This window comes from Paenilisteria riparia FSL S10-1204 (assembly GCF_000525995.1).
Lineage (GTDB): Bacteria > Bacillota > Bacilli > Lactobacillales > Listeriaceae > Listeria_A > Listeria_A riparia.
Genome location: NZ_AODL01000011.1, coordinates 70698 through 96442, shown reverse-complemented (window position 1 = coordinate 96442; position 25745 = coordinate 70698). Strand labels below are relative to the sequence as shown.

General features: G+C 40.3%; 24 protein-coding genes, 3 pseudogenes and 1 riboswitch. Of the genes and pseudogenes, 2 read left to right on the top strand and 25 right to left on the bottom strand.

Features of this window, described 5'->3' with window-relative positions; all coding sequences use genetic code 11:
- Positions 1 to 7 precede the first annotated feature (7 nt).
- Positions 8 to 793 (bottom strand): Fe-S cluster assembly ATPase SufC, encoded by a 786-nt coding sequence (gene sufC / locus PRIP_RS08990; protein ID WP_036087176.1) that lies wholly within the window; start codon positions 791 to 793, stop codon positions 8 to 10.
- 335 nt (positions 794 to 1128) lie between these two features.
- Between sufC and PRIP_RS08985 the strand changes: the two genes are divergently transcribed.
- Complete coding sequence (locus PRIP_RS08985) at positions 1129 to 2190, top strand: Lmo2079 family surface lipoprotein (RefSeq protein WP_036100888.1); 1062 nt, start codon at positions 1129 to 1131, stop codon at positions 2188 to 2190.
- Positions 2191 to 2252: 62 nt separating this feature from the next.
- Here the strand turns inward: PRIP_RS08985 and PRIP_RS08980 are convergent.
- The 21 genes and pseudogenes from PRIP_RS08980 to PRIP_RS17680 form a co-directional block, all read right to left on the bottom strand.
- Positions 2253 to 3084 (bottom strand): annotated as a pseudogene (locus PRIP_RS08980) (MetQ/NlpA family ABC transporter substrate-binding protein).
- Between the two features lie 17 nt (positions 3085 to 3101).
- The gene (locus PRIP_RS08975) at positions 3102 to 3776 is read right to left on the bottom strand and encodes a methionine ABC transporter permease (protein ID WP_036087181.1); all 675 of its coding nucleotides are present in this window, start codon (positions 3774 to 3776) and stop codon (positions 3102 to 3104) included.
- Complete coding sequence (locus tag PRIP_RS08970) at positions 3773 to 4795, bottom strand: methionine ABC transporter ATP-binding protein (RefSeq protein ID WP_036100912.1); 1023 nt, start codon at positions 4793 to 4795, stop codon at positions 3773 to 3775. The genes PRIP_RS08975 and PRIP_RS08970 overlap by 4 nt, the downstream gene beginning before the upstream one ends.
- Positions 4796 to 4893: 98 nt before the next feature.
- Positions 4894 to 5010: riboswitch (SAM riboswitch) on the bottom strand.
- An 80-nt stretch (positions 5011 to 5090) separates the two neighbouring features.
- The gene (locus tag PRIP_RS08965) at positions 5091 to 5924 is read right to left on the bottom strand and encodes a D-alanyl-D-alanine carboxypeptidase family protein (protein ID WP_036100887.1); all 834 of its coding nucleotides are present in this window, start codon (positions 5922 to 5924) and stop codon (positions 5091 to 5093) included.
- Positions 5925 to 6000: 76 nt separating this feature from the next.
- The gene (locus PRIP_RS08960; RefSeq protein WP_420912115.1) at positions 6001 to 7149 is read right to left on the bottom strand and encodes a sensor histidine kinase; all 1149 of its coding nucleotides are present in this window, start codon (positions 7147 to 7149) and stop codon (positions 6001 to 6003) included.
- Positions 7133 to 7831: a response regulator transcription factor gene (locus PRIP_RS08955; RefSeq protein ID WP_036100885.1), complete on the bottom strand. Its 699-nt coding sequence runs from the start codon at positions 7829 to 7831 to the stop codon at positions 7133 to 7135. The genes PRIP_RS08960 and PRIP_RS08955 overlap by 17 nt, the downstream gene beginning before the upstream one ends.
- Before the next feature lie 47 nt (positions 7832 to 7878).
- Positions 7879 to 8757: a cation diffusion facilitator family transporter gene (locus PRIP_RS08950; protein WP_036100884.1), complete on the bottom strand. Its 879-nt coding sequence runs from the start codon at positions 8755 to 8757 to the stop codon at positions 7879 to 7881.
- Positions 8758 to 8893: 136 nt separating this feature from the next.
- Positions 8894 to 9340 (bottom strand): hypothetical protein, encoded by a 447-nt coding sequence (locus PRIP_RS08945; protein WP_036100883.1) that lies wholly within the window; start codon positions 9338 to 9340, stop codon positions 8894 to 8896.
- A 57-nt stretch (positions 9341 to 9397) separates the two neighbouring features.
- Positions 9398 to 9703 (bottom strand): thioredoxin family protein, encoded by a 306-nt coding sequence (locus tag PRIP_RS08940; RefSeq protein ID WP_036100882.1) that lies wholly within the window; start codon positions 9701 to 9703, stop codon positions 9398 to 9400.
- A 72-nt stretch (positions 9704 to 9775) separates the two neighbouring features.
- Positions 9776 to 10153, bottom strand: a complete 378-nt coding sequence (gene gcvH, locus PRIP_RS08935) for a glycine cleavage system protein GcvH (protein WP_036100881.1) — start codon at positions 10151 to 10153, stop codon at positions 9776 to 9778.
- A gap of 28 nt (positions 10154 to 10181) precedes the next feature.
- On the bottom strand, positions 10182 to 10535 hold the full coding sequence (locus PRIP_RS08930; protein ID WP_036100880.1) for an arsenate reductase family protein: 354 nt from the start codon (positions 10533 to 10535) through the stop codon (positions 10182 to 10184).
- A 128-nt stretch (positions 10536 to 10663) separates the two neighbouring features.
- Positions 10664 to 11839: a rod shape-determining protein RodA gene (gene rodA, locus PRIP_RS08925; protein ID WP_036100879.1), complete on the bottom strand. Its 1176-nt coding sequence runs from the start codon at positions 11837 to 11839 to the stop codon at positions 10664 to 10666.
- A 540-nt stretch (positions 11840 to 12379) separates the two neighbouring features.
- Entirely contained in the window at positions 12380 to 13177 is a 798-nt protein-coding gene (locus PRIP_RS08920) for an ABC transporter ATP-binding protein (RefSeq protein ID WP_036100878.1), read from the bottom strand.
- Positions 13174 to 14170, bottom strand: a pseudogene (locus PRIP_RS08915) (FecCD family ABC transporter permease). Before PRIP_RS08915 ends, PRIP_RS08920 begins: the two are co-directional and overlap by 4 nt.
- Positions 14170 to 15150 (bottom strand): ABC transporter substrate-binding protein, encoded by a 981-nt coding sequence (locus PRIP_RS08910; RefSeq protein WP_036100876.1) that lies wholly within the window; start codon positions 15148 to 15150, stop codon positions 14170 to 14172. The pseudogene PRIP_RS08915 and the gene PRIP_RS08910 overlap by 1 nt, the downstream one beginning before the upstream one ends.
- Positions 15151 to 15211: 61 nt before the next feature.
- Positions 15212 to 15709, bottom strand: coding sequence for a GNAT family N-acetyltransferase (locus tag PRIP_RS08905; protein WP_036100875.1), 498 nt, complete (start codon positions 15707 to 15709; stop codon positions 15212 to 15214).
- A 78-nt stretch (positions 15710 to 15787) separates the two neighbouring features.
- Positions 15788 to 16546: a MerR family transcriptional regulator gene (locus PRIP_RS08900; RefSeq protein ID WP_036100874.1), complete on the bottom strand. Its 759-nt coding sequence runs from the start codon at positions 16544 to 16546 to the stop codon at positions 15788 to 15790.
- 74 nt (positions 16547 to 16620) lie between these two features.
- Positions 16621 to 17190 carry a YdcF family protein gene (locus tag PRIP_RS08895; RefSeq protein WP_036100873.1) on the bottom strand — a complete coding sequence of 190 codons (570 nt, stop codon included), beginning with the start codon at positions 17188 to 17190 and terminating at the stop codon, positions 16621 to 16623.
- Between the two features lie 11 nt (positions 17191 to 17201).
- Positions 17202 to 17789 carry a VanZ family protein gene (locus PRIP_RS08890; RefSeq protein ID WP_052008837.1) on the bottom strand — a complete coding sequence of 196 codons (588 nt, stop codon included), beginning with the start codon at positions 17787 to 17789 and terminating at the stop codon, positions 17202 to 17204.
- Between the two features lie 141 nt (positions 17790 to 17930).
- Complete coding sequence (locus PRIP_RS08885) at positions 17931 to 18563, bottom strand: YwqG family protein (protein ID WP_241434142.1); 633 nt, start codon at positions 18561 to 18563, stop codon at positions 17931 to 17933.
- Positions 18514 to 18735, bottom strand: a complete 222-nt coding sequence (locus tag PRIP_RS17680) for a YwqG family protein (protein ID WP_241434141.1) — start codon at positions 18733 to 18735, stop codon at positions 18514 to 18516. The genes PRIP_RS08885 and PRIP_RS17680 overlap by 50 nt, the downstream gene beginning before the upstream one ends.
- Before the next feature lie 125 nt (positions 18736 to 18860).
- Between PRIP_RS17680 and PRIP_RS08880 the strand changes: the two genes are divergently transcribed.
- Positions 18861 to 19418: a GNAT family N-acetyltransferase gene (locus PRIP_RS08880; RefSeq protein WP_036100872.1), complete on the top strand. Its 558-nt coding sequence runs from the start codon at positions 18861 to 18863 to the stop codon at positions 19416 to 19418.
- Positions 19419 to 19449: 31 nt separating this feature from the next.
- Here the strand turns inward: PRIP_RS08880 and PRIP_RS08875 are convergent.
- The 3 genes and pseudogenes from PRIP_RS08875 to PRIP_RS08865 form a co-directional block, all read right to left on the bottom strand.
- A pseudogene (locus tag PRIP_RS08875) lies at positions 19450 to 21109 on the bottom strand (glycoside hydrolase family 13 protein).
- Entirely contained in the window at positions 21096 to 24404 is a 3309-nt protein-coding gene (locus PRIP_RS08870) for a glycoside hydrolase family 31 protein (protein WP_036100871.1), read from the bottom strand. The pseudogene PRIP_RS08875 and the gene PRIP_RS08870 overlap by 14 nt, the downstream one beginning before the upstream one ends.
- Before the next feature lie 77 nt (positions 24405 to 24481).
- Positions 24482 to 25729, bottom strand: a complete 1248-nt coding sequence (locus PRIP_RS08865; RefSeq protein WP_036100870.1) for a sugar ABC transporter substrate-binding protein — start codon at positions 25727 to 25729, stop codon at positions 24482 to 24484.
- Between the last annotated feature and the right edge of the window lie 16 nt (positions 25730 to 25745).

Below are 25745 nucleotides of genomic sequence, written 5' to 3'. Positions count from 1 at the left end.
CACTTTCTTATTGTTGGTCAACTGTTTCTTCTTCTTCCAATTCGATTCCAAGTTCCTGCTTAATCCAGTCATAACCTTCAAGTTCCAGACGTTTCGCAAGCTCAGAACCACCGCTTTTTACAACTTTACCTTGCATCATCACATGTACAAAATCAGGTTCGATATAGTTAAGCAGGCGTTGGTAATGGGTAATAATCAAGCAACCGAAGCCTTCGCCGCGCATTTCGTTAATCCCTTTAGATACAACTTTAAGCGCATCAATGTCCAAACCAGAATCGATTTCATCAAGAATCGCGATTTTAGGTTCAATCATTAATAATTGCAAGATTTCATTACGTTTCTTCTCCCCACCAGAGAAGCCTTCATTTAGGTAACGCTCCGCCATTTCTTCATCCATTTCCAAAATAGCCATTTTTTCATCTAGTTTACGAATGAATTGCATCAACGGGATTTCTTTACCTTCTTCACGACGACTGTTAATCGCAGCACGCATGAATTCCGCATTGGTTACACCGCTAATTTCACTCGGATATTGCATTGCTAAGAAAAGTCCGATACGAGCGCGTTCATCAACTTCCATTTCCAGAACGTCTTCCCCATCAAACTCGATAGTTCCTTGTGTTACTTCATATTTAGGATGCCCCATAATTGCTGAGGATAGTGTCGATTTACCAGTTCCATTAGGTCCCATAATTGCATGGATTTCCCCCGTAGAAATTTCTAGGTTTACCCCTTTTAAAATCTCTTTGCCTTCTATTTCAACATGTAAATCTTGAATTTTCAACGTTGACATTAAAAATTACCTCCTAAGTTTTTCGCATTATTTTCACTACGCATATTTCTAGTTTAGTATAATTATAATCTAATTACAACTATCCGATATGCACTTCTTTTTCAGATTACCGATTTGTGAAGTATAGCTCCGTGTTTCACTCCCTTTTTAATTATCACTACCTATCTCATAGTTGAGAAAACAAGCGTAATGCGTTCTCTTTCATTGTACCAAAATACCGACTTTGAAACACTCAATACGATTTTAAAGTAGAAAAATATGGATTGTTGAATTTGGTGAGATATGTTACTGTTATACTAGTGTACTATTTTCGAAGCATTATGGAGGAACTATTTATGAAGAAAGCAATATTAATACTTACAACCATTGTAATCGCGATTATATTATTTTTGACGGCTTGTAGCTCGCCCAAATCCGCGTTTATGTCATCCTTTCGAGATATTATTAAAAAGGAGCAATATACAGCAGAATTTAAGTTACATCCTACAATGATTTCTGGTTTTTCTGAACTTGCGATGCTCAACCCAGACGCACTAAAAGAAAGTTACCTCACCGTCAAAATATCACGTGATAAACCACGCGATTTAACGTATAACACATACGGGTTGCACATTGGTGGCACTCCGACTATGGATATAACGGCTCATTCCTATAAAAACGGCAATACCGGGAAAATTTTTGTCCCAGCGGCTGATTTTTTTCAAGTACAAGCTCCGGTTCGAAATCTGTTAGACTTAACGACCAATTCAGTTTACTCCAGCGTTCTTGCTAGTAATAAGAATCTGAAAGAGAAGCATTTCGATGTACTGCAGACTTTGCAAAACGCGACAAACCAAGTTATCGATCAGAAAATGGTTGACACTCAATCCGAACAACTAAGCGCTGTTGAGAAGAAAGCTGCATTCCGTCTTTATAAGGAACTAAACGATTTAGACAAAACACACTATCAAACAAAAGGCGATGCAATTTCACTGACATTGGATAAGCAAGAACTCGTTCGTCTCGGCAATGCACTCCTTGATGAATTCCAAAGTGATGAAGATTTTTTAAATTTGTATAGTGAAATAATGGGGCAAACAGCAGACGGCGCTAGGAAATCGTGGACAAAGAACTTAAAAAACGCGCAACACTTGCTTTCTGACATACAGCAAAATACAGCTATTGATTTAAATACAAAGTTGACAGTTCATCCAGATGCAGATAAACGTATGAAACAACTACTCATGACCTTCCACTACCAAAATAAAACGACAAAACAACAACTAGATTTTGGTTTCACAATGGAATTACTTCCTTTTGAAAAAATTCCTGTAGCACCTAGCAATGACAAAATCATTTCGAAACGGGAAATCGATAAATTGATGACAGACGTAATTCGTGAACAACGCAAACAATAAGTTTCCTGCTACACAGTAAAATGCACGGCGCCTGCTTTCTTGGCACCGTGCATTTTTTGTTTCTAGTTAGATACAGGAACTACTGCACCTTTCCATTCTTTTGTAATAAAGTCTTGTATTTCCTTGGATTGTAGTACTTTTACAAGTTCTTTGATGTCTTTGTTATCTTTATTTTTCTCTTGTGCTGCAACAATATTTACATATGGTGAGTCGGTTTTTTCAATGGCAATGGCGTCTTTTTTTCGGGTTCATGCCTTGATCTACTACGAAGTTGGAATTGATTGCTACAACATCGCCCTCTTCGTTATTGTAAGCAGTCATCAAGTACCCTGCGTCCACATCGTATTTGAATTTAATATTTTTTGGGTTCTCTATGATATCATCAAATGTCATATCTTGACGCTTCACGCCGTCTTTCAATTTAATTACGCCGGCATCTGCTAGAATTCCAAGCACACGCGGCCAGTCAGATTTACTATTAGACATGATAACTTGTGCATTTTTTGGCAGATCGTTTAATGATTTATATTTCTTTGAGTAGATTCCCATTGGTTCGATATGAATACCGCCCATGTTGACAAATTTGTAGCCTTTTTCTTTCATTTCAAGCTCCATGTAAGGAATGGTTTGGAAATAGTTCGCATCCAAGTCTCCTTCATTAAGCGCCACATTCGGCATTACGTAATCTGTATATTTCTTAATATCTAAGTTAATACCTTTTTTCGCTAAAATCGGTTTCGCTTTTTCTAAGATGACTGCGTGAGGTGAGTTCGATGCCCCAATGACAAGCGTTGTGCCTTTATCTCCGCTCGCATCATCTTTTGAACCTCCGCCACAAGCCGCTAATACTAATACTAAAGTCAGTGTAAATAATCCAAGTAAAACCTTTTTCATCTAACATCTCCCCTTCTTTATCGTTTGTCGACCCATTTGGTCAAGATGTCTCCAATAAATTGGAAAACAAATACTATAATTAAAATAATAATAGTCGCTACTAATGTTACTGCTGGTTGATTTCGTTGGAAGCCTTCTAGGTATGCAGCATTTCCAAGTCCGCCTGCACCGATAACCCCCGCCATCGCGGTAAAACCAACAAGTGAGATTGCAGTCACGGTAATTCCTGAAATAATTGCTGGCAACGCTTCAGGAATCAATACTTTACCAATAATCGTGAAAAGATTTGCCCCCATGGCTTTTGCTGCTTCGATAACGCCTTTATCTACTTCCCGAAACGCAATTTCAACCATCCGTGCGTAAAATGGTGCCGCGGAAATGATTAAAGCGGGTAGCGCAGCCTTCGGTCCAATAATGGTTCCGACGAGCGTTTTTGTCATTGGCAACAGTAATACAATCAATATGATAAACGGAATCGAGCGGAAAACGTTGACTAATATTGCCGTAATCCAATAAGCGATTCGCGAACCACTATCTTTTTTGCGATTGGTTAGAAAAAGAATAAGGCCTAGCGCTAAACCTAAGAAAAAAACGGCGAATAAAGAGACAATCGTCATATAAAGCGTTTCTTCGGTCGCTGTTTTCATCATATCCCAATCGACATTAGCGAAATATCCTGTAGATTCATTCATGGCTCAATCACTTCCGTTTCTACTTCAAGCTCGCGTAACTGTGTGATTGTTGCATTCACTTGTGCAACTTCGCCTTGAATTTGAATATATAGCGTCCCGTAGGCGCCGTTTTGCGTTTGTGTTAAGTTCCCGTGGAGTATATTCAGTAACACATGATTTTCTTGCGCTACTTGCGAAATGATTGGCTGGGTTGCTTTCCCACCAACAAAAAGTAACTTGACAAGTTTGCCATCCGAATAATTCTCCAGCAACATGTGAATAAGCTCTTCTGTTTCGTCCGATTCGGTCACTTGGCGAACAAAACGCTTCGTTACACATTCTTGTGGGTGTTGAAAAACATCAATCACATCGCCCAGCTCAACAACACGTCCTGCTTCCATCACAGCTACGCGGTTACAAATTTTGCGAATGACATGCATTTCGTGGGTGATAACGATGATTGTGAGGTTTAACCGGCGATTAATGTCTAGCAACAATTCCAATACTTCATCAGTCGTTTGTGGATCAAGTGCAGATGTTGCTTCATCACAAAGCAATACTTTCGGATTATTCGCTAAAGCACGCGCAATCCCGACCCGTTGCTTCTGTCCACCACTTAATTCAGATGGATACGCATCTTCTTTACCTTCCAAGCCAACAAGTCGAATCAACTCATTCACTCGAAAACGGCGCTGTTCCCCGCGAACTCCAGCGATTTCTAACGGAAACGCAATATTGTCATAAACCGTACGCGACCATAACAAATTAAAATGTTGAAAAATCATACCAATTTGCTGACGAGCTTTGCGTAGCTTGCTACCTCTAATTTCAGAAATAAATAATTCGTCGACCTCAATGCTACCTTCTGTCGGCAATTCCAAGCCATTAAACATTCGAATTAGCGTACTTTTTCCTGCACCGGAATACCCCACAACGCCAAATATTTCACCTTTTTCAATGGATAGGTTGACATCATCGACTGCTCGTACATTGTTTTTACGTGTTTTGTAGTCTTTCACAACACTTTTAAGCCTTATCAAATTAAACTCCACCCTCGTTACTGCTGTTTTTATGAAACAAAAAACCTCTTCCGCCCAAGAGCAGAAAAGGTGTAATTACATGCATAATTTACGCTTTTCTCTCATCTCTCAAAGCTTTATCGCTCTGTATGATTTAGCACCTTACAATGGATATGTTCATCCACTTAGGTTGCTGGGTTTCTTCGGGCATATCCCTCCACCACTCTTGATAAGATTATATATGACGCATACCCCGCGCCTCGTGTTTATTAATATTACATGTTTTTAGTCAGAGTTGTCAAGATACAGCCAATATTTATTTTGAAAAACCGTAATCTAGCATGGTTTCAGCACTTTTAGTTCGGTCTTTGTCAGTCTTGCTACCAAGAACTATCGCGATTAGTCGGTCCCCATTCTGTACAGCAGTCGCAATGAGACAGTAACCTGCTTGATCAGTAAATCCTGTCTTTAGACCGTCTAAACCATCCACTGCGTTTTCTTGCAACAAATCGTTTGTTGTGTGGATTGTATGTCCATCCTTCGTCACATAACTTGTCCGCGATGTCGTTTCTAAGATTTCGGGATAATCAGATATTAATTCCTTCGCCAAAGTAAGCAAATCATCTGCTGTCGACATCGCTTCCTCGCCATCATTGTCTAATCCACTCGCGCTCACATACTTCGTTTTTTTCATACCCAGGGCTTTCGCTTTCGCATTCATTTCTCCTACAAAATCATCCGCATTCAGCCTTTGGGCAAGTGCGTCGGCCGCATCATTAGCAGACATAATCATCATCGCTGCAAATAAATCTTGTACCGAATAATAAACCTTCCCCGTCTTGGCTTGTAAGCTAACTGCCCGTGGATCATCTAATCTTTTCAAAGTCAAGCCTTCATCCCACGAAAGTTGCTTATTATGTATTGCTTCCAGAACTAAGTACGCCGTCATCAGCTTTGTCAAACTAGCAATAGGAACTTTCTGGTCTGCATTTTCTTCAAATAATCTCTTATCATGTTTCACACTCACAAGTAACGCGTTATCAGCGTTTACCGTCGGCTCCGAATTCATCCCTTTGTTCAAAAAAACTAAAACAAGAATAACAACAATCGTTAACATAGCTACAAATAAGATAACACTCTGCTTCTTCATGCTTTCCCCTCCTAGCAATCACTTTATCGTAAAATAATTAACCAGGAGGTAAGAAAACAGAAAGAATTCTTAAAGATTAATGAACAATAAGTGGTAGCTGTACCGTAAAAGTTGTTTTTCCTTTACGACTTGCTGCAAAAACTTGCCCACCATGGCGCTCTACAATCGATTTCGCAATGGCTAGGCCAAGTCCCGTTCCTGTTGTCGTCCGATTCTTATCCACTTTATAGAAACGATCAAAAAGTTGCGGTATATCGCTGGCTGGAATTTCGGCACCATAATTGGATACTTCAATAATCGCCATTCCCGCTTGTTTCTTGGCACTAATCTCGATTTTTTTACCGCTTGCGCCATACCGTAAAGCATTGGAAAACAAATTCTCGAACAGTCGCATAATTTGCATTCCATCACCAGTTACTTTTAGATCCTCCGCTGTATACATTTCTATAATTTGTACATCTTTCTCTGAAGCCGATCGCCCATACTCCGAAACCAGCTGTCGAAGTAGTTCAACCATATCAAGCGTATCTTCCTTAATGTGAAATTCAGCGCTTTCTAAACGTGTATAATCAAACAAATCATCTATTAATTTATGCAATCGGCGCGCCTTTCCATATACTAATTCCGTATAATGACGCAGCTCCACTTCATCACGATACCTATCCTCGTGAATATAACTCAAATACCCTAAAATCGATGTCAACGGAGTCCGCAAATCATGCGACACATTTGTAATCAAGTCATTTTTGGCCTGCTGTGCTTCTTGCTCTTGCTCAATCAGCTCTGCTTGATGCGCTCGCATTTTATCAATACTTTCTTCCAACTGAACAATCTCAGGAATTAAGCTCTCCTGTTCCATTGGCTGATCTTGAACAATCGCTAAATTTACTTGTCGCAACTGTTTGCGCAATAAGCTTTGTTTAAAAAGCCAGTAGAAAAATAGGAAAAAAACAAACGCGACCGCCAAGATGCCGAGGTATTTCAATGTAATCATCCAAGGTGAGTTCAACAATTTATCATAACGACCATATCCGAACAAATCGATAAAACGGCTCGTCGTCCCCGTTAATACTACAGAATTACTCGTCAAAGAAACAAGCCACAAACCGATGCTACGAAGTGTAACAAAGCTTGCAATCCATGACAAACCGGCTAAAACAATAATTTGTAGTGGATGCATTTGCCGCCAAATCCGCCATAGAAACTGCTTAAATTTCAATTTTATAACCTACTCCCCAAATAGTTTTGATGACATTCTCCCCATCCATCGCATCCTTCAGTTTATCGCGTAGATTGCTAATATGCACCATCACCGTCTTGCTCGCACCAAGCGCTTTCTCTTGCCAAATGCGTTCAAAAATAAGCTCCGAACTAAATACCCGTCCAGGTTCATTTGCAAGTAAAAATAAAATATCAAATTCAGACGTCGTCAAATGTAATTCCTTCTCGTGAACCATCACTGTGTGCAGTTCTCGGTCAACCACGATTGGTCCGAGCACAAGCTGATTTCCCTGCGTACTTGCAAGTTGTTCCTTGTTCATCATCTGCACCCGGCGCAAAATCGCCTTCACACGCACCGATAATTCTAACGGATTAAACGGCTTCACCATATAATCATCTGCACCCGTTAACAAGCCCATAATCTTATCATTATCCTCAGCCTTCGCGCTCAACATCAAAATCGGTGTCGTAATACCTTCTTGACGCATCAAACGACACACTTCCAGGCCATCCATTTCTGGCATCATAATATCTAACACAACTAAATCAAGCGCCTCTTTTTGCACCATCTCCCATACTTGTGCACCATCATACGCTTGAAGAATCGTATAGCCCTCATTCTGAAGATATAATTTCACTAAATCTACAATTTCTTTCTCATCATCCGCAATTAATATCGATGTCATTTTCCGGCACCTCACTTCAAGTTATTGCCCCTATTGTATCACAAAACCTATGATTTTCTCGTTAATATACGTTCTTCCTCTGGCTCTAAATGAATCAACACTTGCGCCTTCGAATAAAAATCATAAATCTCTTTCTCTATATCATCACAAAGCGAATGTGCCTTCTCAATTGTCAAATCATTGGCTACAACTAAGTGAAAATCAATATACTCCTCCGCACCAGCACGGCGCGAACGAAAATCATGAAACTCAATAAAATTTTCCTTGTGCGTCAAAATAATTCGCTTAATTTCTGCCTCTTCACTCGGCGATAACCGTCTGTCCATAAGTGGAGGAAACGATTCTTTCAACAACTTCCACGCCTCATACATAATATAAAACGCCGTCAAAATCGCAATCACCGGATCAAGCCATAGCCAACCAGTCAAAGAAACAAGCAGCAAACTAAATGCAATACCAAGTGACGTAAAAACATCTGTATACAAATGCAGTGCATTCGACTTCATAGCTACCGAATTTTCTTTATCCGCTGCCTTCTTAATCACTCGCGACACAATAATATTCACTGCAGCACCAAACAACATCACCGCGATTCCAAGCGCAGGAAACCGAATCTCGTGCGGATTAAAAAACTTGTTCATTGACTCCACAATAATCCAAATCCCCGCCACCAAAATCAGCAACGTCTCAATCGTTCCAGCAATATTCTCCGCCTTCCCATGTCCATAAGGATGATCCGCGTCCGCAGGTTTATTCGAAATTCGAACCGAGAAAAACGTAATCACCGACGCAAACAAATCCATCGACGAATGCACCGCCTCTGAAATAACCGCCACCGATCCCGTCAAAAAACCAACAATAAATTTCAAAACAACAATCACAAAATTACTAATTACCGACAGAATCGTCAAATTCGAGCTGTTCATCATAAACCCCCGTTAAAAACATAAATAAGTACCTCAAGTATAGTACCATAACACATTCATGTGGGTCTATAGCAATCTTGTTAGAAGTGCTCATTTCTATATCGGACGCGAAACAAAGTTGGTCAGCTCCAAAAAATTAACCAACTGGCAACTGGTCCTCTAGCAATCCAATTAGTTTTTCCTTCACCACCGCATACGTCACATCTTCTTGCACAAGCTGTTCTGTAATTCGCTCATAATCTTTCCGATAAAAATCCGTCGTTAACAACTGTAACAATCGCGCCCTCACAGGAAAACCAAGTATCGCCGATGGATTCTGCTTTAAATCACCAGCCAATTCTGGGAACTGCACATAGATATAGTTCGAGATGGCCCGCTCTTCAAACGGATATGGTGTATAATGCCCAAAATTCTCCACTAACAGATGATTCTTCAAAGTAGTACTAACATACATAGAATCAAAAGCTAAATCATACCGATTAAAACGCTTTCCAGACATCCCAAATACTTGCTCCCCCATGTCGTTCGCTACTATCGGCTCTTCGTAACCAAACTCTCGTAGCAAAACATCTCGTATTCCCACTTGTTACACCTCCTTCGTCCTCATTATACGACATAAAAGGTCAAAAATTGAGACATATCATTTTTTCAAAAACTCATAAACGTCTATCAAATTTCCTAATTTGTAACTCACACCCACAAGTCCACCTTCTTTAAAAGACAGCAAAACAGGCACATTCGTAATCTCCCACTGCTCCGCCAACTCTGGCACGTAATTCAAATCCATTTTCCCAATCAACGTGTTTTCCAGCGTCTCGTCCGCCAAATCAACAAGTTTCATCGCTTGCTGGCAGCCTAAACACATCGGCGTGAAAAAATAAAGCGCAAAATCAGCCTGTTCTGCCAATTTTTGCGTTAATTGTTCTTTATTCCAAATTGCTACCATTCTCTATTCTCCTCACCTATAAGAAAAGAAAACCCTCTTGCCAAACGAAGAGGGTCTTCTATGTACTACGTATTAGTCTAATGTTTTTTCATAGTCATCCGCAGAAAGTAATGCATCGATTTGCGCTGTATCTACGTCTTCTACTTTCAATAACCAGCCACCTTCATATGGAGCTGAGTTAATTAATTCTGGCGCATCTTCCAGTTCTTCATTGATTGCTACGACTTTCCCAGTGATTGGTGCATAGAAATCAGATACTGTTTTGACAGATTCAATGCTTCCGATAGAATCGCCTTGTGTAATTGTATCGCCAACTTCTGGTAACTCAACGAAAACGATATCACCTAATTGATCTTGCGCAAAATCCGTAATTCCAATAACGAATTTGCCACTGTCATCTTTCACCCATTCATGCTCTTCTGAATAACGTAAATCCTTTGGTAAACTCATCTTAATATATCCCCCTTCAAGTTAGTACTTACTTCCAGCTTTCAACAAAGTCACTTTCTTTGAAGCCTAGCGTCACTTTTTCACCATTTGTAACGATTGGTCTCTTTATCAGTTTACCATCTGTCGCGAGTAATGTAAACGCTTCATCCTCTGTCATTTGATCCACTTTATCTTTCAAGCCCAATTCGCGGTATTTAATACCACTTGTGTTAAAGAAACGACGAATCCCTAACCCACTATTTTTCCACCACTGCTGCAATTCTTCTTTTGTCGGTGGCGTTTCAATCATGTCAATTTGATTATAGTCCACCTCGTTGTCATCAAGCCACTGTTTTGCTTTCTTGCACGACGAACATTTCGGATACCAGTAAAAAGTTATCATCCCGTTATTCCCCTCCAATTCATGTAATGCTATCTCTATCATAATAGATTTCCAATGTAATCACAAATAGTTCCCTAAAAAAACGTAAAAAAAATCACCCCATCCAGTCAGACAAGGCGATTCCTCTATTATTCTGCAAGTTTCTCTTCTTTCACCGTAAACATCGATTTCTGGTAATTGTACCTGATTCCGAGGACCAGACCAATTGCCATCATATTCCCCAGGAGCGCACTCCCTCCGTAACTAATAAACGGTAGTGGAATACCCGTAATTGGTAGCAAGCCGATGTTCATCCCAACATTTTCAAGAACATGGAACATAATCATCATGACAACGCCCGTACAAATATACGAATAAAACGGAATACCGACATCCAGCGCCACACGAATAATTTGGTAAATCAACAAGAAATAAATCGCCAGCAAAATGCTAGCACCGACAAAACCAAAATCGCCACCAATAACCGTAAAAATAAAGTCATTGTGGTTTTCTGGAATCGCGATGGCATTGTAACCTGCACCGTTTCCGCTAATTTGACCAGAACCAATTGCCGTCATCGCTCGAAGCACTTGATAACCGCCACCTTGAGGATCCGTCTCTGGATTAATCCATGTATGAATCCGCTCAAACTGATACGATTTAAAGCCTAGCTTCACAAGCCAGCTCTCATGATACAGCACAAGATACAGCAACGTTCCACCAATCGTCACAATCGAACCATAAATGGGCACAATCAGCTTCCACGTGATACCCGAAACCAAAATCATCCCAGACATAATAGCGATAAATACAAGTCCAGTACCTAAATCGGGTTGCAACATAATCAAACCAATTGGTACGATTGTGAAAATCCCCATTTTAACAAGCAGCCAAAAATCATATTTGATGGTATGCGTTCGGAATTTCCGATTGTGGTCCCAGATAACTTTTGCAAGTACGATTATTAGGATTACTTTCACAACCTCTGAAGGTTGAAGATTCCCTAGAAATGGAATGATAATCCAACTCTTCGCGCCATTTACTTCTTTCCCAAAAATCAATACAAAAACCAACATCAATAAACCTAAACCATAAAAATAGTAGGCCCACTTCGTCAGTCTTTCGTAATCCAGCTGCATGATAACAAAAATCGCAAAGCCACTCACCACAAACCAAACGGCTTGCTTCATTACAAAGTTGGCGGTATATTGCTCATTCGTCAATTGCGCACTGTATATTGAAATCATACTAATCAAACATAGTAGCATCAAAGACAAGACGATGCCATAATCAATTCTTGCAGCTATTTTATTTCGCGAATTCATTCTTTACGCTCCTTACTGGATGAAATAACAGTCCTATTTTCAAATAAGCCTTAGCAACACTCCCGTTGTTGTTCCGACTGTTCCCATACAGTTAAAAAAATTTACACAGATTTTGCAGCCTTCCAGATGCATTGTCATGCGATAATACAAGTCCCATCGTCCCTTTAATTGACTAATAAGAAGTATAACATAAGTCCAGCGTATGCACCAATAAAGCCCAAATCGCCAGTATATTGTTTTCTAATGTAACAGGCATTTTTATGAACTACAATTTTTACACGGACTAATCCCTGAATTCCATTGTAACACAAATGATATAATCGGCGCTAAGGGCCATGAGACCGATTTTTTAGATTTGGTGTTTTTATTCCAGTAGTATCTATCCATCTAATTTTCGCCAGCTTTTTTATTATATAAAATTTTGTGCTATTTAGGAAGCTTTTTAAGCGAATTCTAATCTAAGTAAAAATGGCTTTGAAGTGCAAAGCAAGGTACTCCCTCACTTATCCAAAACCATCTTCATAAATCTTTAAACTATCTTTAACTTTGCGTGTGGAATTTCGTTGAAGCGATTGGCAAAACACGCAAGCTATTTTGAGTTTGGTGAATTTCTGCCTCAATTTTGAAAATGTCACGCAATAATTGGTGTGTAAAAACTTCTTCTGGTGTGCCGACTTTTTGAATGGCACCGTCTTCACATACAACGACGTGATCGCTGTAACCTGCTGCTTGATTTAAATCGTGGAGAACAAGGATGATGGACATATTGAAATCACGATTTAATTTGCGAAGCAGGTCGAGTAATTCTAGTTGGTGCGAGATGTCGAGGTATGTTGTTGGCTCATCAAGCAAGAGAATCGGTGTTTTTTGTGCTAGAGCCATGGCTAACCATGCGCGTTGTTTCTCGCCGCCAGACAAGGTATGGAGCGGTCTGTACGCTAAGGCTTCTAGGTTACAAACTTCCATTGCCCAGTCGACTGCTTCTTCGTCTTCTTTTTCCATTGTGCCGAGCCATGACTTGTAAGGCATGCGGCCATAGCTGACTAAGTCTCGGACGACAACATCGATGAGGCCGTCTGGTGATTGGGATAGCATTGTCATTTCGCGAGCTAGTTTTTTGGCGCTAATGGTGTGAATGTCTGTGCCCTGAAGCATGATTTTGCCATCATTTGGTGCCAGCAAGCGCATGATGAGGCGCAGTATGGTTGACTTCCCTGAACCGTTCGGGCCAACGATGGTTGTAATTTTGCCTTCGGGAATTTCTAGGTCTAGGCTGTTAATGGCGAACGAGCGGCGGCGGGTGAAACTAACATTGGTTAGTGATGTGATTGCGGTCATGAGGCAACCCTCCCTCGTTGTAATAGGAATAGGAAGAATGGCGCGCCAATCATTGCGAGTAGGATGCCGACGGGTAATTCGATGGAGCCAAACCAGCTACGTGCGGCTGTGTCCGCGAACCCAACGAGAAGTGCGCCGCCGATTGCTGACATTGGCAATAAGAACCGGTAATCATTTCCGATAATAAGTCGGAAAATGTGTGGCACGACGAGGCCTACAAAGCCGATGAGGCCTGCGACACTGACGGCGACACCACTTAGAAACGCGGCTAACATGATGATGAAAAAGCGATGTTTTTCAACGGAATAGCCGAGTAATTTGGCAGCATCGTCTCCTAATAGTAATACATTGGATGAGCGAATCGCGAAAATGCTGAGAACGAAGCCGACAAGCATGTATGGCAAAATAAGATTTAGATGGTACCAGCTTTTTCCGGATAGCGTTCCTGTCATCCATGAAATGATACTCTGCACGCGATTGCTGTAAAGGACCATGATTCCTGATGTCATCGCGCCGATAAAGGCATTGATGGCGACACCAGATAAAATAACGCGAAGTGGCGCTACGCCTTTGTCCCAAGCAACCAAATAAATAAGTAATGCTGTGCCGAATGCCCCAAGGAACGCGCCTAGTGGGACAAACTGGCTAAGCGATGGTAAGACGATAGTTAAGATAATGGCTACAAGTCCGCCACCTGCTGAAACGCCGATAACGCCGGGATCTGCGAGTGGGTTGCGCATGACGCCTTGTAATAGACAACCCGCGATGGCTAGTGCTGCTCCGACGAGAAACGCAATGAGCATCCGTGGTAAGCGCAAGTTCCAGACGAGTTGAATCGCCATCTCATTTCCGCCACCCGTCAATGTTTGCCAGACTTCGCCATAGCTTACTTTGACCGAGCCAGTTGTTAGACCATAGAAAAAAACAACGATTAATAGCAAAATCGTGACGCTGAATGTGATGATTCTTCTTTTTTTTTCGTGGATCGTGCATTACTTCTGAACCTGATTCAGTTCATTCGCCATGAAGTCCAAGGCTTTCGTAATTCTAATTCCAGGATTTGTACCAAAAAGATCTGCGGGAAGCACCACAATGTTGTTGTTTTTCACAGCGGTTGTGGAATTCCATGCGTCATTTTGTTTCAGTTCTTTTTGAAAAGCGATTTCGGTTTCCTTCTCGTCACCACCATGGATCATCAAGAAAATGACTTCTGGATCTGCTTGCACGATTCTCTCGATATTAAGTGATGCGTATTGTGGGAAATTCTCGACACCTTTAAAATCCTTGGCAACATTGACTCCGCCTGCTTTTTCGAGGATATCTCCGCTTAAAGAATTCGGTAATGCTGCATAATTACTTCCTGGTGCGCCAAGTATTAGTAGCGCGCGAACTGCCTTTCCTTTTTGTTCTTGCTTTATGTCAGCAACTTTCGTATCGATTTCTTGTTGTAATTTCGTTGCATCTTTTCCAAGTAATTGTGCTAAAATCGCTTCTTGTTTTTTTATGTCTGCGATGGAATTGGCACCTGTTAAAACGACCTGGGCACCGATACTTTCTAACGCTGGGACATCTTTTAAGTTCTGCTCTGAGCTTGCGACAATGACGTCTGGAGTTAATGATGCGATTTTTTCTAGGTTAAGATCGTGGGTATTGCCGACTTCGGTTGCTTTTAACGCAGCGCTTGGTTCTACGCCACTAGCATCCATCGTTTGGCGTCCAACAACGGACCCGCCAAGTGCATAAACAATCCCCATATCGGAATTGGTAAGTGTAATGATTCTTTCTGGTTTCTTTGTGAACTGAACCGTTCTGCCAGCCATGTCCGTTAAGCTTAACACGACGTCTTCTTTTGCGACTTTTTGTTTGTTACTTGTTTCATTTGTTGTATTAGAAGAGGTGACATCTTTTGGGCCGCAAGCAGTTACAAGAACAAGAAGCAACGATATTATGCTTATAAAAATAATCTTTTTCATGCTTTCCTCCTTTTTGCGCTACCTCTATTGTACTAAAGATATATAGGAATGTCTTGCTTTTTTAGTAATAAAGATAGTGAGGCATCTCAATCCCACGGTAGTATTTTACATAGCGCTTATGTCTGCTCATACCAAGGCGTTCTGCGACTTTTTGTGAAGCTGAATTTGTGTCTCGAATCGTACAAGTAACCTGCTCTGCTTTCATTGTCTGTAATGCATAATTTTTGCAAGCAAGTGCTGCTTCTGTCGCAAAACCTTGATGCCAAAACTTACGCTTTAATAAATAGCCGATTTCAAGGACTTCTTCGTCTTCCACGCGCTGCATTGTTAAGCCAACTTGTCCAATAAAATCCCCAGTCGCCTTTTCAATCACCGCCCACAAGCCAAATCCCCAACGCTCGTAGTTATCTTGTTGCTTATTAAGCCACTCCTGTACTTGCGCATCTGAGAAAGCGCCTTCGTACGCCGTCATTGTCTCTTTATCTTGCAATATGTCGCATAAATCCGCATAATCCTGCTGATCCAACTCGCGGAAAACAAGTCGTTCTGTCTCTATCATTTAAAAATCCCTCCAAACTAAAAAAAGCCTCCGCATCAATATTTGGAGGCTACTTTTCTATTATAACTTTTCTAGTGCTTACTTGCTAGTGAAAATCACGATGGCATCTCGTAAAAAGGCGGCAAGTCCTGGTTGGTCTTTGTCATAATATGCCGTGAAGCGCTCATCGTCCACATACATTTGCGCAAGTCCCGCGTGCGCTTCTTTGCTGTATGTGTCCCAATAAGTGGACAGCCATTCTTTGTGTAGCGCCGCGACTTCCTGCGCTTTCTCACCAGCGGGATCTCCCGTCTCAAACGCCATCGCCAATTCCACTAAAATAGTTTCTGCTAAGCGATTAACATGCTCCATCTCAGTCTCACTCATGCCTGTTAGTTTCGCGTTAGACTTATTTATCTTGTCGTCGCCGTACTTCTCGCGGATTTCCGCACCATATTTCTCTTCATTCTCATCTATCATTTTCTGCTTAAAGCCTTCGAATTTTTCTTGGTCCGTCATTGTTATTCTCCTTTCTGAATGCGCGATGGATTTCTCCACATTGCGAATCAGTTCGTCTAATTGTTTGCGTTTATCAAGCAGTTGCGCACGATGCGTTTTAAGCGCCTCTGTCTCGTCAAAATCAGGTTGTTCTAAAATTGCCTTGATTTTGTCCAGCCCCACATTCATTTCACGATAAAATAAAATTTGTTGCAAGCGGTCCACTTCGTTTTGTCCGTAGATACGGTATCCCGACGAGTTGATTCGTGCCGGCTTAAGAATCCCAATCTCATCATAATATCGCAACGTTCGTGTACTTACTCCTGCAAGCTTTGCTAATTTTTGCACCGTGTATTCCATGTGCGCCACCTCCTTGATAACTACACTTTACACCTTGACGTAACGTGAATGTCAATGACTTTTATAAATTTTTTTTACCAATCAAAAACCCAAGCATACGTGACGGATAGAACTTCGCGTGATACACCTTTTAAAAGGGCGTATTTGTCTGTTTGTGAAGGTAAGCCCGTAGCATCAATGTTTTGGCGTCCTGCCAACATAAGTGCGCGATATACATGATATTCACTTGTGACAATGACGGTTTTTCCTAAATCGAATTTCTCCTTGCTATATTGTAGATTTTCTTCGGTGCGCATCGATTTATCTTCGACTTTGATTCTCGATGCTTCAACACCTTTATCAATTAAGTAGTCTTTCATTACACTAGCTTCCGAAGCTGATTCATCGGACCCTTGACCACCCGAAACAACAACTTGCGACTCTTTATTTTTTTGAATAAAAGGTATCGCCGCATCTAATCGCTCTTGTAAAACTGGCATTGGTTTTGCGGGATCGCCTTTTACTTTTGCACCTAAGATTAATATTGTATCTGGATTTGTTGCTGGTTGGGATTGCGTGCCACTGTATATAAAGCCTAGCACAACGCCAGTATACACTATTCCCAAGCCGACTATCGTTATTATAATCTTCTTCCAAGTTCTCATGGCTTATCCACTCATTTCTGTTCTGCCGTTGTTTGTTTTACTGTAAAGATTCTTATGATTGCGTAACCCAGCATAATTCCTGATACATTCAAAAATACATCTCCAGTATCAAAATATCCGACATGCAAGATATATTGCAAACTTTCCACCGCAAAAATCATCATTCCTGCTAGAAATAGTGCAGTAAGCGGTGATTTTCTAAATAACAAGAATCCAATTGGTACAAAAGCTAGTACATTCCCAATCGTAATCACCCGTAAGTTTCCAGCCATAAACGTATCGATAAAACCAAATGTATCACTCGAAAAACCTTGCGCACCAGACGCTTTTCCAAAAAGTAAAACAAGCATTATCGCAAAATAAATGGCATAAGTAAGTACTAATAATCCTTTATTGAGTTTCCAGTTGACAAGTTGTACTGCCGTAAAGTAAAGCAATAACGCCGTTACACCAACTGTTATATATCCCATGTGATTCACTGTCGCCATCACATCTGCTAAATAAAATTGTAACCATCCTTGAAACCAGAAATAATACATCAGGACTGCTATACAAAGAGATAGTACAGGCAATACCGTCCAAATCGTTAGTTTTTTCATTTCTATCTCCTCCATTTCTTTTTTTATAGCATACCATCCAAGAATCAAGGCTTACTAAATTACTTTTTAAAGAAATGTTAAGTTTTCGCATAGCAAAAAAGGCTAGAAAACCATTAAAAAGTCTCTAACCCTCTTCAAAAATCAATAACAGTCCCAATTATACATCACATTCGTGAAATCTCTTTGCTTCAAATCCTCGCGATGAATAAAGAAATTACCGACGCCCATATCACCCCACATAATCTCATCACCCGAATCCAATTGAAACAATAATGTATCGTGATGCGCCGTCTCCTTACCAATCCGCGGATCTATCTGTGTGAAAAATGGCGTACCACCAAGCTGATTTGAACTACTAACCAATTCGTACAGCCTATCGAATTTTTTCGAATCTTCATTCGTCCATTTATCCGTAACATCATAAAACGTGCCACCATAGGCCCGTTCAAAATCATAACTTTCCTCCAAAATAACTTGCTTCGTCATTTCTCCGCGCAACCGGTACACACCCCTTACAACCGGATAAAATTCACCATTCATCGTCTCAAAAAAAGCATCTTGTTCTTCCTCAGAATAACTAACCGCATCCATCGTTTCAAAATACAATACACGAAAACCATTCTGCTTCGTTTGATTATCAAAATCAAGGCCCGTTAAATCGTCAAAGTAATCAACATAAAACGCTAACAAACCTGTTGTCGGAAAGTCAGCCAAATCCGGCATCTCAGCAAAGTTCACCTGCGCCAAAAGCGACAATGGCCCGCCCAGCCTCATTCTGTGGATAGTCCATCATTTTCGGCAAATAGCCACGCCCTCCGACTTTACTCACTGTCAAACCAAGACCAGCCTCTTTTTCAACCGTAAGCGATACACGCTCATGTTCTGTCGCAAGAATCTGCTTCACAATTTCGGGCGCTACTAACTTCTCCAGTTCTTCTCTTATCATTTCCACCCCTCCATCCATATTTTATAAGTTCATCATAGCACATCGCAGAAAATTTTCAATATAGGGTTTAAAAGCCCTTACATCTATGCTAAAATTAGCAAAAAACTACGAAGGAGTGAAGATTTATGGAAAGCTACCAACATGTTTTAGCAGAACACCAAACGATTCGAACAGAGCGACTTATTTTGCGTCCACTTACTTTAGCCGATGCACGAGATATTTTTGAATATGCATCCGATGACGATAATACGAAATTTGTTTTTGATACACATCCTGATATTGATTATACGCGCAAGCAAATCGCCGAATATTTCGTAGCTACGCCGCTTGGAAAATACGGGATTATTCTCTCCGAAATGGGTAAACTTATTGGCACCATTGACTTGCGAATCGATCCAGCTACTAAAAGCTGTTGCATGGGCTATGCGCTAAATAAAGCATTTTGGGGCAATGGCTACATGACCGAAGCTGGGCTTGCATTGCTGGATTTGGCTTTTAATAAACTAGAATTAGAACGCGTTTTTGCGACACATGATGTTTGTAATCCAGCATCTGGAAAAGTGATGCAGCGCCTTGGTATGACATATGAAGGGACGTTGCGGAAAAGTCGTTTAGCCAAAAATGTGCTGGTGGACGATGCGTATTACTCTATTCTGAAAGAGGAGTATATCACCGAAAAGTGAGGCAGCTGATTCACCGCCTCACTTTCTTTTGCTATATTTTATAAACAATGGCTTGGTATGCTTCTAAAACATTGGTATCTGCAACTTCAGAATTAGTGAGTAACACTTGACCGTGCGCTATGTCTTTTAATAATGCTTCATCCTCTATGCGCTGCGCTATTGCACTGAAATTACATATCACGATTAATTTTTCACGATCTAACTGGCGTCTATAAGCAAAAATGGCTTCATGTTTAGGCAACAATAATTCAAAGCTGCCATGTACAATGACAGGCATTTCCTTGCGAAGCCTAATTAGCGTTTGATAGTAGTAGAAAATAGAATCAACATCGTGCAATGCCGCTTCACTATTAATTTCTACATACCTTGGATTCACTTTTAGCCATGGGATGCCTGTCGTAAACCCTGCATTTTCAGAGCTGTCCCACTGGAATGGCGTACGCGCATTATCTCGCCCTTTCGTATAGATTGATTTCATTATTTCATCATGAGAAAAACCTTGTTCAATCCGATCACGATACATGTTCAGCGTTTCAATATCTCGATAATCTGCCAAATCATCGAAACGAACATTGGTCATCCCAATCTCTTCTCCTTGATAAATGTAAGGCGTTCCTTTCATCATATGCAAACATGTGGCTAACATCTTGGCTGAGCGGACGCGATATTCTCCATCATTTCCAAATCGTGACACAATACGTGGCTGATCATGGTTATTCCAATACAAGCTGTTCCAACCCGTTTTTTGTAATCCATTTTGCCAAGCCGCCATGTTTTCTTTCAGATCCGGCAAATACAACGTTTTTAAATCCCACTTGTTCTCTCCAGCTGAATCTAAGTTCATATGCTCGAATGTGAAAATCATATCTACTTCTTGGTTATCAGGATCTGTATAAATTTGCGCGTCTTCAATGCTCGCACCAGGCATCTCTCCGACCGTCATAATGTCATACTTGCCCAGCACTTCTCGATTCATTTCCCGCAAGAACTCATGAACTCTCGGTCCATTACAAAAATTGTTCTCTGGATCACCATAAATTTCTCCGCTTTTCATTGGACCATCAGGAAAATCAGTATTTTTCGAAATGAAATTAATAACATCCATCCGGAACCCGTCAATTCCTTTATCCAGCCAAAAAGCCATCATATCATAAATATCTCGGCGCAAATCTGCATTTTCCCAATTTAAATCAGGCTGTTTCTTCGAAAATAAATGCAAATAATAGTCTCCTGTTTGCTCGTTCAACTGCCACGCTGGCCCGCCAAAAATAGAACCCCAATTGTTCGTATTTCCCTCTTCTCTCCAGATATAATAATCACGATATGGATTATCTTTACTAGCACGCGAAGCTTCAAACCATTCATGTTCATCTGATGTATGATTGACAACTAAATCCATCACTAATTTCATGTTCCTCGCATGCACTTCTTGTAATAGTCGTTCAAATGTTTCCATGTCCCCATACTGCGAAAAAAATTTTGCGATAATCTCTAATATCATAGCCATTATCGTCTTGTGGCGAATCATAAATCGGTGATAACCAAATGACATCAATGCCGAGTTTGTTTAAATAATCCAGCTTTTCAATAATGCCTTGAATATCACCAATCCCATCCCCGTTTGAGTCATTAAAACTCTTCGGATAAATTTGATAAACTACGCTTTGTTTCCACCAATCATTTGCTTTCATTCTTGTATCGTCCTTTCTTAATAGTGCTTTTTGTAGGTCCGCCGATGAGTTCTACCACATAGTCTTCCGTTGCACTTGTATTGACTTGAATCATTGTACCACTGTTTGACACATTAATTTCCCAGCAGTTACCAAGATGATCCGTTACAATTTCTTTAAAATCTTCACCAATATAGATTTTTAAAAGCGGTTTATGGTATTTGGACACATCATTTTCAACCCACGAGCCCAGTTGCAACGTTTCATCAACATTGCATAAAATTACCGTACTCGCTTTAACAAAAACCGGAATTTCACTCGTATCGCATGTATAATTTCGCAAAATTGGACCTACTACTTTTTCATTTGTCCATAAATTATACCAAACGCCTTCTGGTAAGTAGACTTCGCGGGACAAGGCTCCTTCTTTTATTATTGGTGCTACGAGTAAATGTTCGCCGAATAAATACTGGTCAAACATGTCAGCCACTCGTAAATCATTGGGGAATTCAAGCAGTAATGCGCGCATCATTGGTAAACCTGTCGTAATACTTTTACAAGCTTCGTTATAAATATACGGCAAGAGATTCATTCGAACATTCGCAAAATGTCGATATATTGGGATAACCGTCGTATCTTTCGTGCGTTCCGCAATATTCCATGGTGTGCGGTCCTGATTAAATTCCCCTTTGCTCTCTGCATGATATTGCATAATTGGACAAAATGCTGCCATCGCTGCCGACCTTAAAAACAACTCCGCCGTTGGAATGTCCCCATTAAAACCAGCAAAATCCCAACTCCAAAATGGTAATCCTGATAAACCAGCGCTTAATCCAGCAATTAACGAGCGACGAAAAGCGCCAAATGTCGAGCGTTCGTCGCCAGCCCAATGCGCAGGAAACCGCTGTGCACCAGTATAGCCAGCCCGACTAAATGTCATGCCCTCATTTTGTTGTGCAAAGTTATAATATGCTTCCACGTAATCATTCGGATAAGCATTACGCATCGCATCTCCTTTTCGCCCGTCAGCAAATTGCAAACCAGAACCAAAAACGAACTCTCCGCCATCCGTTTTAAAACCGTCAATACCAATATCAATTAAATACTGACGCTTTTCAAACCACCATTTGCTACCTTCTTTATTAGAAAAATCCATAATTAAGCTATTGGTAAACCAGTTTTCAGGAATTCGATATGGGGAACCATCTTCGTTTTTAACTACGTAACCTTGTTCTATCATATACGTTTCCTCATGGTCCTTGAGTGGATGTTGTTGCTGATTTAGATATTTCTGAATCGGAATTTGCCATAAAATTAATTTCATTTTATTAGCATGGACATATTGTGTAAGTTCTCGTGGATTGGGCCATCTTCCCCAATCAGGAAAATGCAATTCTTCGTAACTATAAGCTTCCGCGGGACTTTTCAACGTATATTCGGCATCATTAAACATATAGTAAGTCGCCTCATCACTCCATTGTTCTAGCACTACAACGGTTGCTGGGATTTGCAAATTTTGTGTCGTTTCGATTTCTTTGCGGACCACCTGATCTCTATCCCAGTTATTGCTAGACATCCATGGACCAAACGCCCAAACAGGAAGCATCGCAGGCTGTCCCGTTTTTTCCATGTATTTCGCAATTGTCGTTTTCACATTTCCAGCAAAAATAGAAATCCGCACTGGTTCGTCGCCCAGTGTTACCGCGATAGAATGCTTATCTGCCAATTGTTTGCCTAAATCAAAGCTAGTGTAACGCGTCGTATCTATAAAAACGCTATACAAGCGATTGGTATGGTAAAACGGAATAGGAATATATGTCCGTGTTCCTTGATCGCGATATTGATTATATACATAGCAATCCAGTAAATTCCCTCGCTGATTTAACTCATTATATCGTTCACCAAATCCAAAGAAAGCTTCTTCCTGTGGCGAATCAAGATGGATTTTAAACTTCACAATATTCTCATGCCGATCTGAATACCACTGAAAAGCAGGATAAATGGTATGCGATTGTAATAAAATTTCTCCGCAATATCGCACTTCTAGCCGTAATGGGCACCTTTTCAGCTCCATTTCTAAATCGCCTTTTCTAACCAGTCCGTCTCCCTCTAAAATTGCTAGTTCCTGTGTGGTAATCGTTGGATTTACGTCTATCTGTAATTCATCAGACGCTAATTGGAACATAACTTGGCATTCACTTCCAGTCCCATCATGAAACGTTACAACAAAACCATCTGTAGTATTATAAATAGTTGCTGATTCAGAACAATGCGCTGCAATTGTTTCAACACTATATTGTTCCGACACCAGTTGCGTGCCATCTGTACATGTTGCCTCAAAATAATAGAAGTATACGCCTTTTTCATTGCGCGGAGGGATTACGCCTTTCCAAATATCACCTTCTTCTCGCTTGCAAGAAAACCTTTTTTTAGACCCTTCAAACAAAACTGAAACTTCCTTGACGCTTTGTTCTGCAATTATTTCGCACGAAACAGCAAATTGCTCTGTTGCCTCTGGGAAATGCGGAAACCGTTCTGTACGCTGTGGTTCATATGGGTTTTCATTTCCCAAAGGTGTGTGTTTGATATGTGCTCCGACTGTTTGCAGCTTCTCTTGAAAAATCGTATTTATTGCCAAAAAAGTACAATCTAGCGGTGATTTCTGTTTTATTTTTTGAGCCAAGTGAATATAGTATTCCGCTTTTCGAATATCTTTTTTCTCTATAAAATAAAGTGCTAATAAAGAAGTAGCAAATGAAGATACATCTGTAGCTCCTGTATATGGCAAAACACCTTCATCTGTCACGAGTTGTTGCTCCATCATTTTCACCGCTTCAACCATTACTAAATCTTCTGGTGAAAATAGCCCAAATGGCAAAACTGATAACAATTGGTCAATAGAAATTTTTCGTGTTTGTAGGCCATTTAAAACCGTCCCGCCTTTTAACAAATAGGTAAAGACATAATCTCGAATTTCAGTAATTTGCTGTTGTAAAGCCGGTTTTTGATGTCGATGCTTCACAGCTAATAATGCGGCGTATACACTAGATAAAGTTGCTAAATGAACATCCTGATCTTTATTCCAAATGGATAGTTCTTTACGTTCCCACTCTTCCTGTAAAACATGAACAACCGTATCAAGCATTTCTGTGTAGTTTTCATTTACATGGCAGTCAAGCCAAGCCCATGTTGCCAATTCAATTAGAGAATCTTGCGTAATATTTGGTGTCGTTTGTTGCAATAATTCTTGTAGCATAGTCGGTCGGTTCTCCACTACGAGACGATAGCCGTCCATTAATTGTGTAAATTTTGACATTGTTATCCTCCTATAAAATAGTCGTTTGAAAAGCCCACTATGTGACTATGCAAACGACTATTCTTATAATTTAGCTGTTAAAAGTTCATGATTTTAGTTATTTCTTTTTGGCAATTATCAAGCGCTTCTTCGGCGCTTTGTTCCTTATTCAATACTTTTTCAAATTGGGCGTTTGTGTAGTCGCTAATCTTGTTCCAATCAGCTACAACAGGAGGTAATACCATATATTTTAACGAATCGAAAACGACTTGACGATTATCTGGTGGTGTCATTTCGAGATATGGTTTTAAAACTTCTTGATTTTCTGTTGCGGGAAGTTCCCAATTGCTCTCAATACGTGTTTTCGCAGCTTCTTTATCCGCACTCATAAATGCTGCCAGTTTATAGGCCGCTTCTTTATGTTTTGAATCTTTAGAAACGCCGATACCGTTAGAAAAAAAGTGAGTCGCTTTAGATGTATTTCCTGCTTCCACCGCAATATCCCACTTAAATGGCGCCGCTTGGAATTTATCAAATAGCCAAATCCCCGTATGTAACATACCGATTTGACCGTTCATAAATAAGTCTTCCGGAAGCTGGCCTGACATATCAGAAGGCGACGGGCTCACTTTATATTTCGTTACCTCGTCAGTTAAATGTTGCAATGCTTCTAAATTTTGTTTGCTGTTCATTGTTACAGCTGTCATATCTTTATTGAAAACCGAACCACCATTTTGCGCAGCCACTTTGAAAAACTCATTCATTGTCACTGGCTGGCTTGTTCCCCAAACATGTTTTCCTTTATTTGTTAATTTTTTTGCCGCATTCAATTCATCTTCCCAAGTCCAATCGGCTGTAGGGTATTTCAAGCCGGCTTTATCGAACATGTCTTTGTTATAAATCGTAACCACATTTGAGAAGCTTTCCACCATTCCGTATTGCTTACCTTTGTAATTAAAAGCATTATAAGCCTCTTGGTTTAGCTGCTTCGGATCGAACTTTTTATCTGCTTTAATAAAACTATTTAAGTCTGCCAAAACTCCCTTTTCGGCATATTGTACAAATGTTTCATAGTTTAATTCAAAAGCATCTGGTGCATCTCCACCCGCAATTTGTGTCTGTAATTTAGTGAAATAATCATCATAAGCAATTGTTTGAACATCTACTTTAATTTTTGGATTTTGTTTTTCAAATTCTGATATCATTTTCTGTAATGCCTTTCCATCCGCAGGTGCAGAGAACTGATAGTACGTGATTTTTGTTTTACCACTCTCATCTGAATTTCCACATGCTGTAAGTCCAAAAACACCGATTAGAACTAATAATGCTAGAATTATTTTTTTCATGTTGAACACTCCCTCT

Excerpts from the sequence above, each read along its gene's own strand:
- PRIP_RS08905 (WP_036100875.1), bottom strand. The coding sequence starts at position 15,709 with ATGATAGAGACAGAACGACTTGTTTTCCGCGAGTTGGATCAGCAGGAT.
- PRIP_RS08975 (WP_036087181.1), bottom strand. The coding sequence starts at position 3,776 with ATGAATGAATCTACAGGATATTTCGCTAATGTCGATTGGGATATGATG.
- PRIP_RS08920 (WP_036100878.1), bottom strand. The coding sequence starts at position 13,177 with ATGACCGCAATCACATCACTAACCAATGTTAGTTTCACCCGCCGCCGC.
- PRIP_RS17680 (WP_241434141.1), bottom strand. The coding sequence starts at position 18,735 with ATGATAAGAGAAGAACTGGAGAAGTTAGTAGCGCCCGAAATTGTGAAG.
- PRIP_RS08900 (WP_036100874.1), bottom strand. The coding sequence starts at position 16,546 with ATGGAATACACGGTGCAAAAATTAGCAAAGCTTGCAGGAGTAAGTACA.
- PRIP_RS08910 (WP_036100876.1), bottom strand. The coding sequence starts at position 15,150 with ATGAAAAAGATTATTTTTATAAGCATAATATCGTTGCTTCTTGTTCTT.
- PRIP_RS08895 (WP_036100873.1), bottom strand. The coding sequence starts at position 17,190 with ATGAGAACTTGGAAGAAGATTATAATAACGATAGTCGGCTTGGGAATA.
- PRIP_RS08870 (WP_036100871.1), bottom strand. The coding sequence starts at position 24,404 with ATGTCAAAATTTACACAATTAATGGACGGCTATCGTCTCGTAGTGGAG.
- sufC (WP_036087176.1), bottom strand. The coding sequence starts at position 793 with ATGTCAACGTTGAAAATTCAAGATTTACATGTTGAAATAGAAGGCAAA.
- PRIP_RS08880 (WP_036100872.1), top strand. The coding sequence starts at position 18,861 with ATGGAAAGCTACCAACATGTTTTAGCAGAACACCAAACGATTCGAACA.
- PRIP_RS08965 (WP_036100887.1), bottom strand. The coding sequence starts at position 5,924 with ATGAAGAAGCAGAGTGTTATCTTATTTGTAGCTATGTTAACGATTGTT.
- PRIP_RS08985 (WP_036100888.1), top strand. The coding sequence starts at position 1,129 with ATGAAGAAAGCAATATTAATACTTACAACCATTGTAATCGCGATTATA.
- rodA (WP_036100879.1), bottom strand. The coding sequence starts at position 11,839 with ATGAATTCGCGAAATAAAATAGCTGCAAGAATTGATTATGGCATCGTC.
- PRIP_RS08890 (WP_052008837.1), bottom strand. The coding sequence starts at position 17,789 with ATGAAAAAACTAACGATTTGGACGGTATTGCCTGTACTATCTCTTTGT.
- PRIP_RS08865 (WP_036100870.1), bottom strand. The coding sequence starts at position 25,729 with ATGAAAAAAATAATTCTAGCATTATTAGTTCTAATCGGTGTTTTTGGA.
- PRIP_RS08950 (WP_036100884.1), bottom strand. The coding sequence starts at position 8,757 with ATGAACAGCTCGAATTTGACGATTCTGTCGGTAATTAGTAATTTTGTG.
- gcvH (WP_036100881.1), bottom strand. The coding sequence starts at position 10,153 with ATGAGTTTACCAAAGGATTTACGTTATTCAGAAGAGCATGAATGGGTG.
- PRIP_RS08930 (WP_036100880.1), bottom strand. The coding sequence starts at position 10,535 with ATGATAACTTTTTACTGGTATCCGAAATGTTCGTCGTGCAAGAAAGCA.
- PRIP_RS08955 (WP_036100885.1), bottom strand. The coding sequence starts at position 7,831 with ATGACATCGATATTAATTGCGGATGATGAGAAAGAAATTGTAGATTTA.
- PRIP_RS08940 (WP_036100882.1), bottom strand. The coding sequence starts at position 9,703 with ATGGTAGCAATTTGGAATAAAGAACAATTAACGCAAAAATTGGCAGAA.
- PRIP_RS08885 (WP_241434142.1), bottom strand. The coding sequence starts at position 18,563 with ATGAGGCTGGGCGGGCCATTGTCGCTTTTGGCGCAGGTGAACTTTGCT.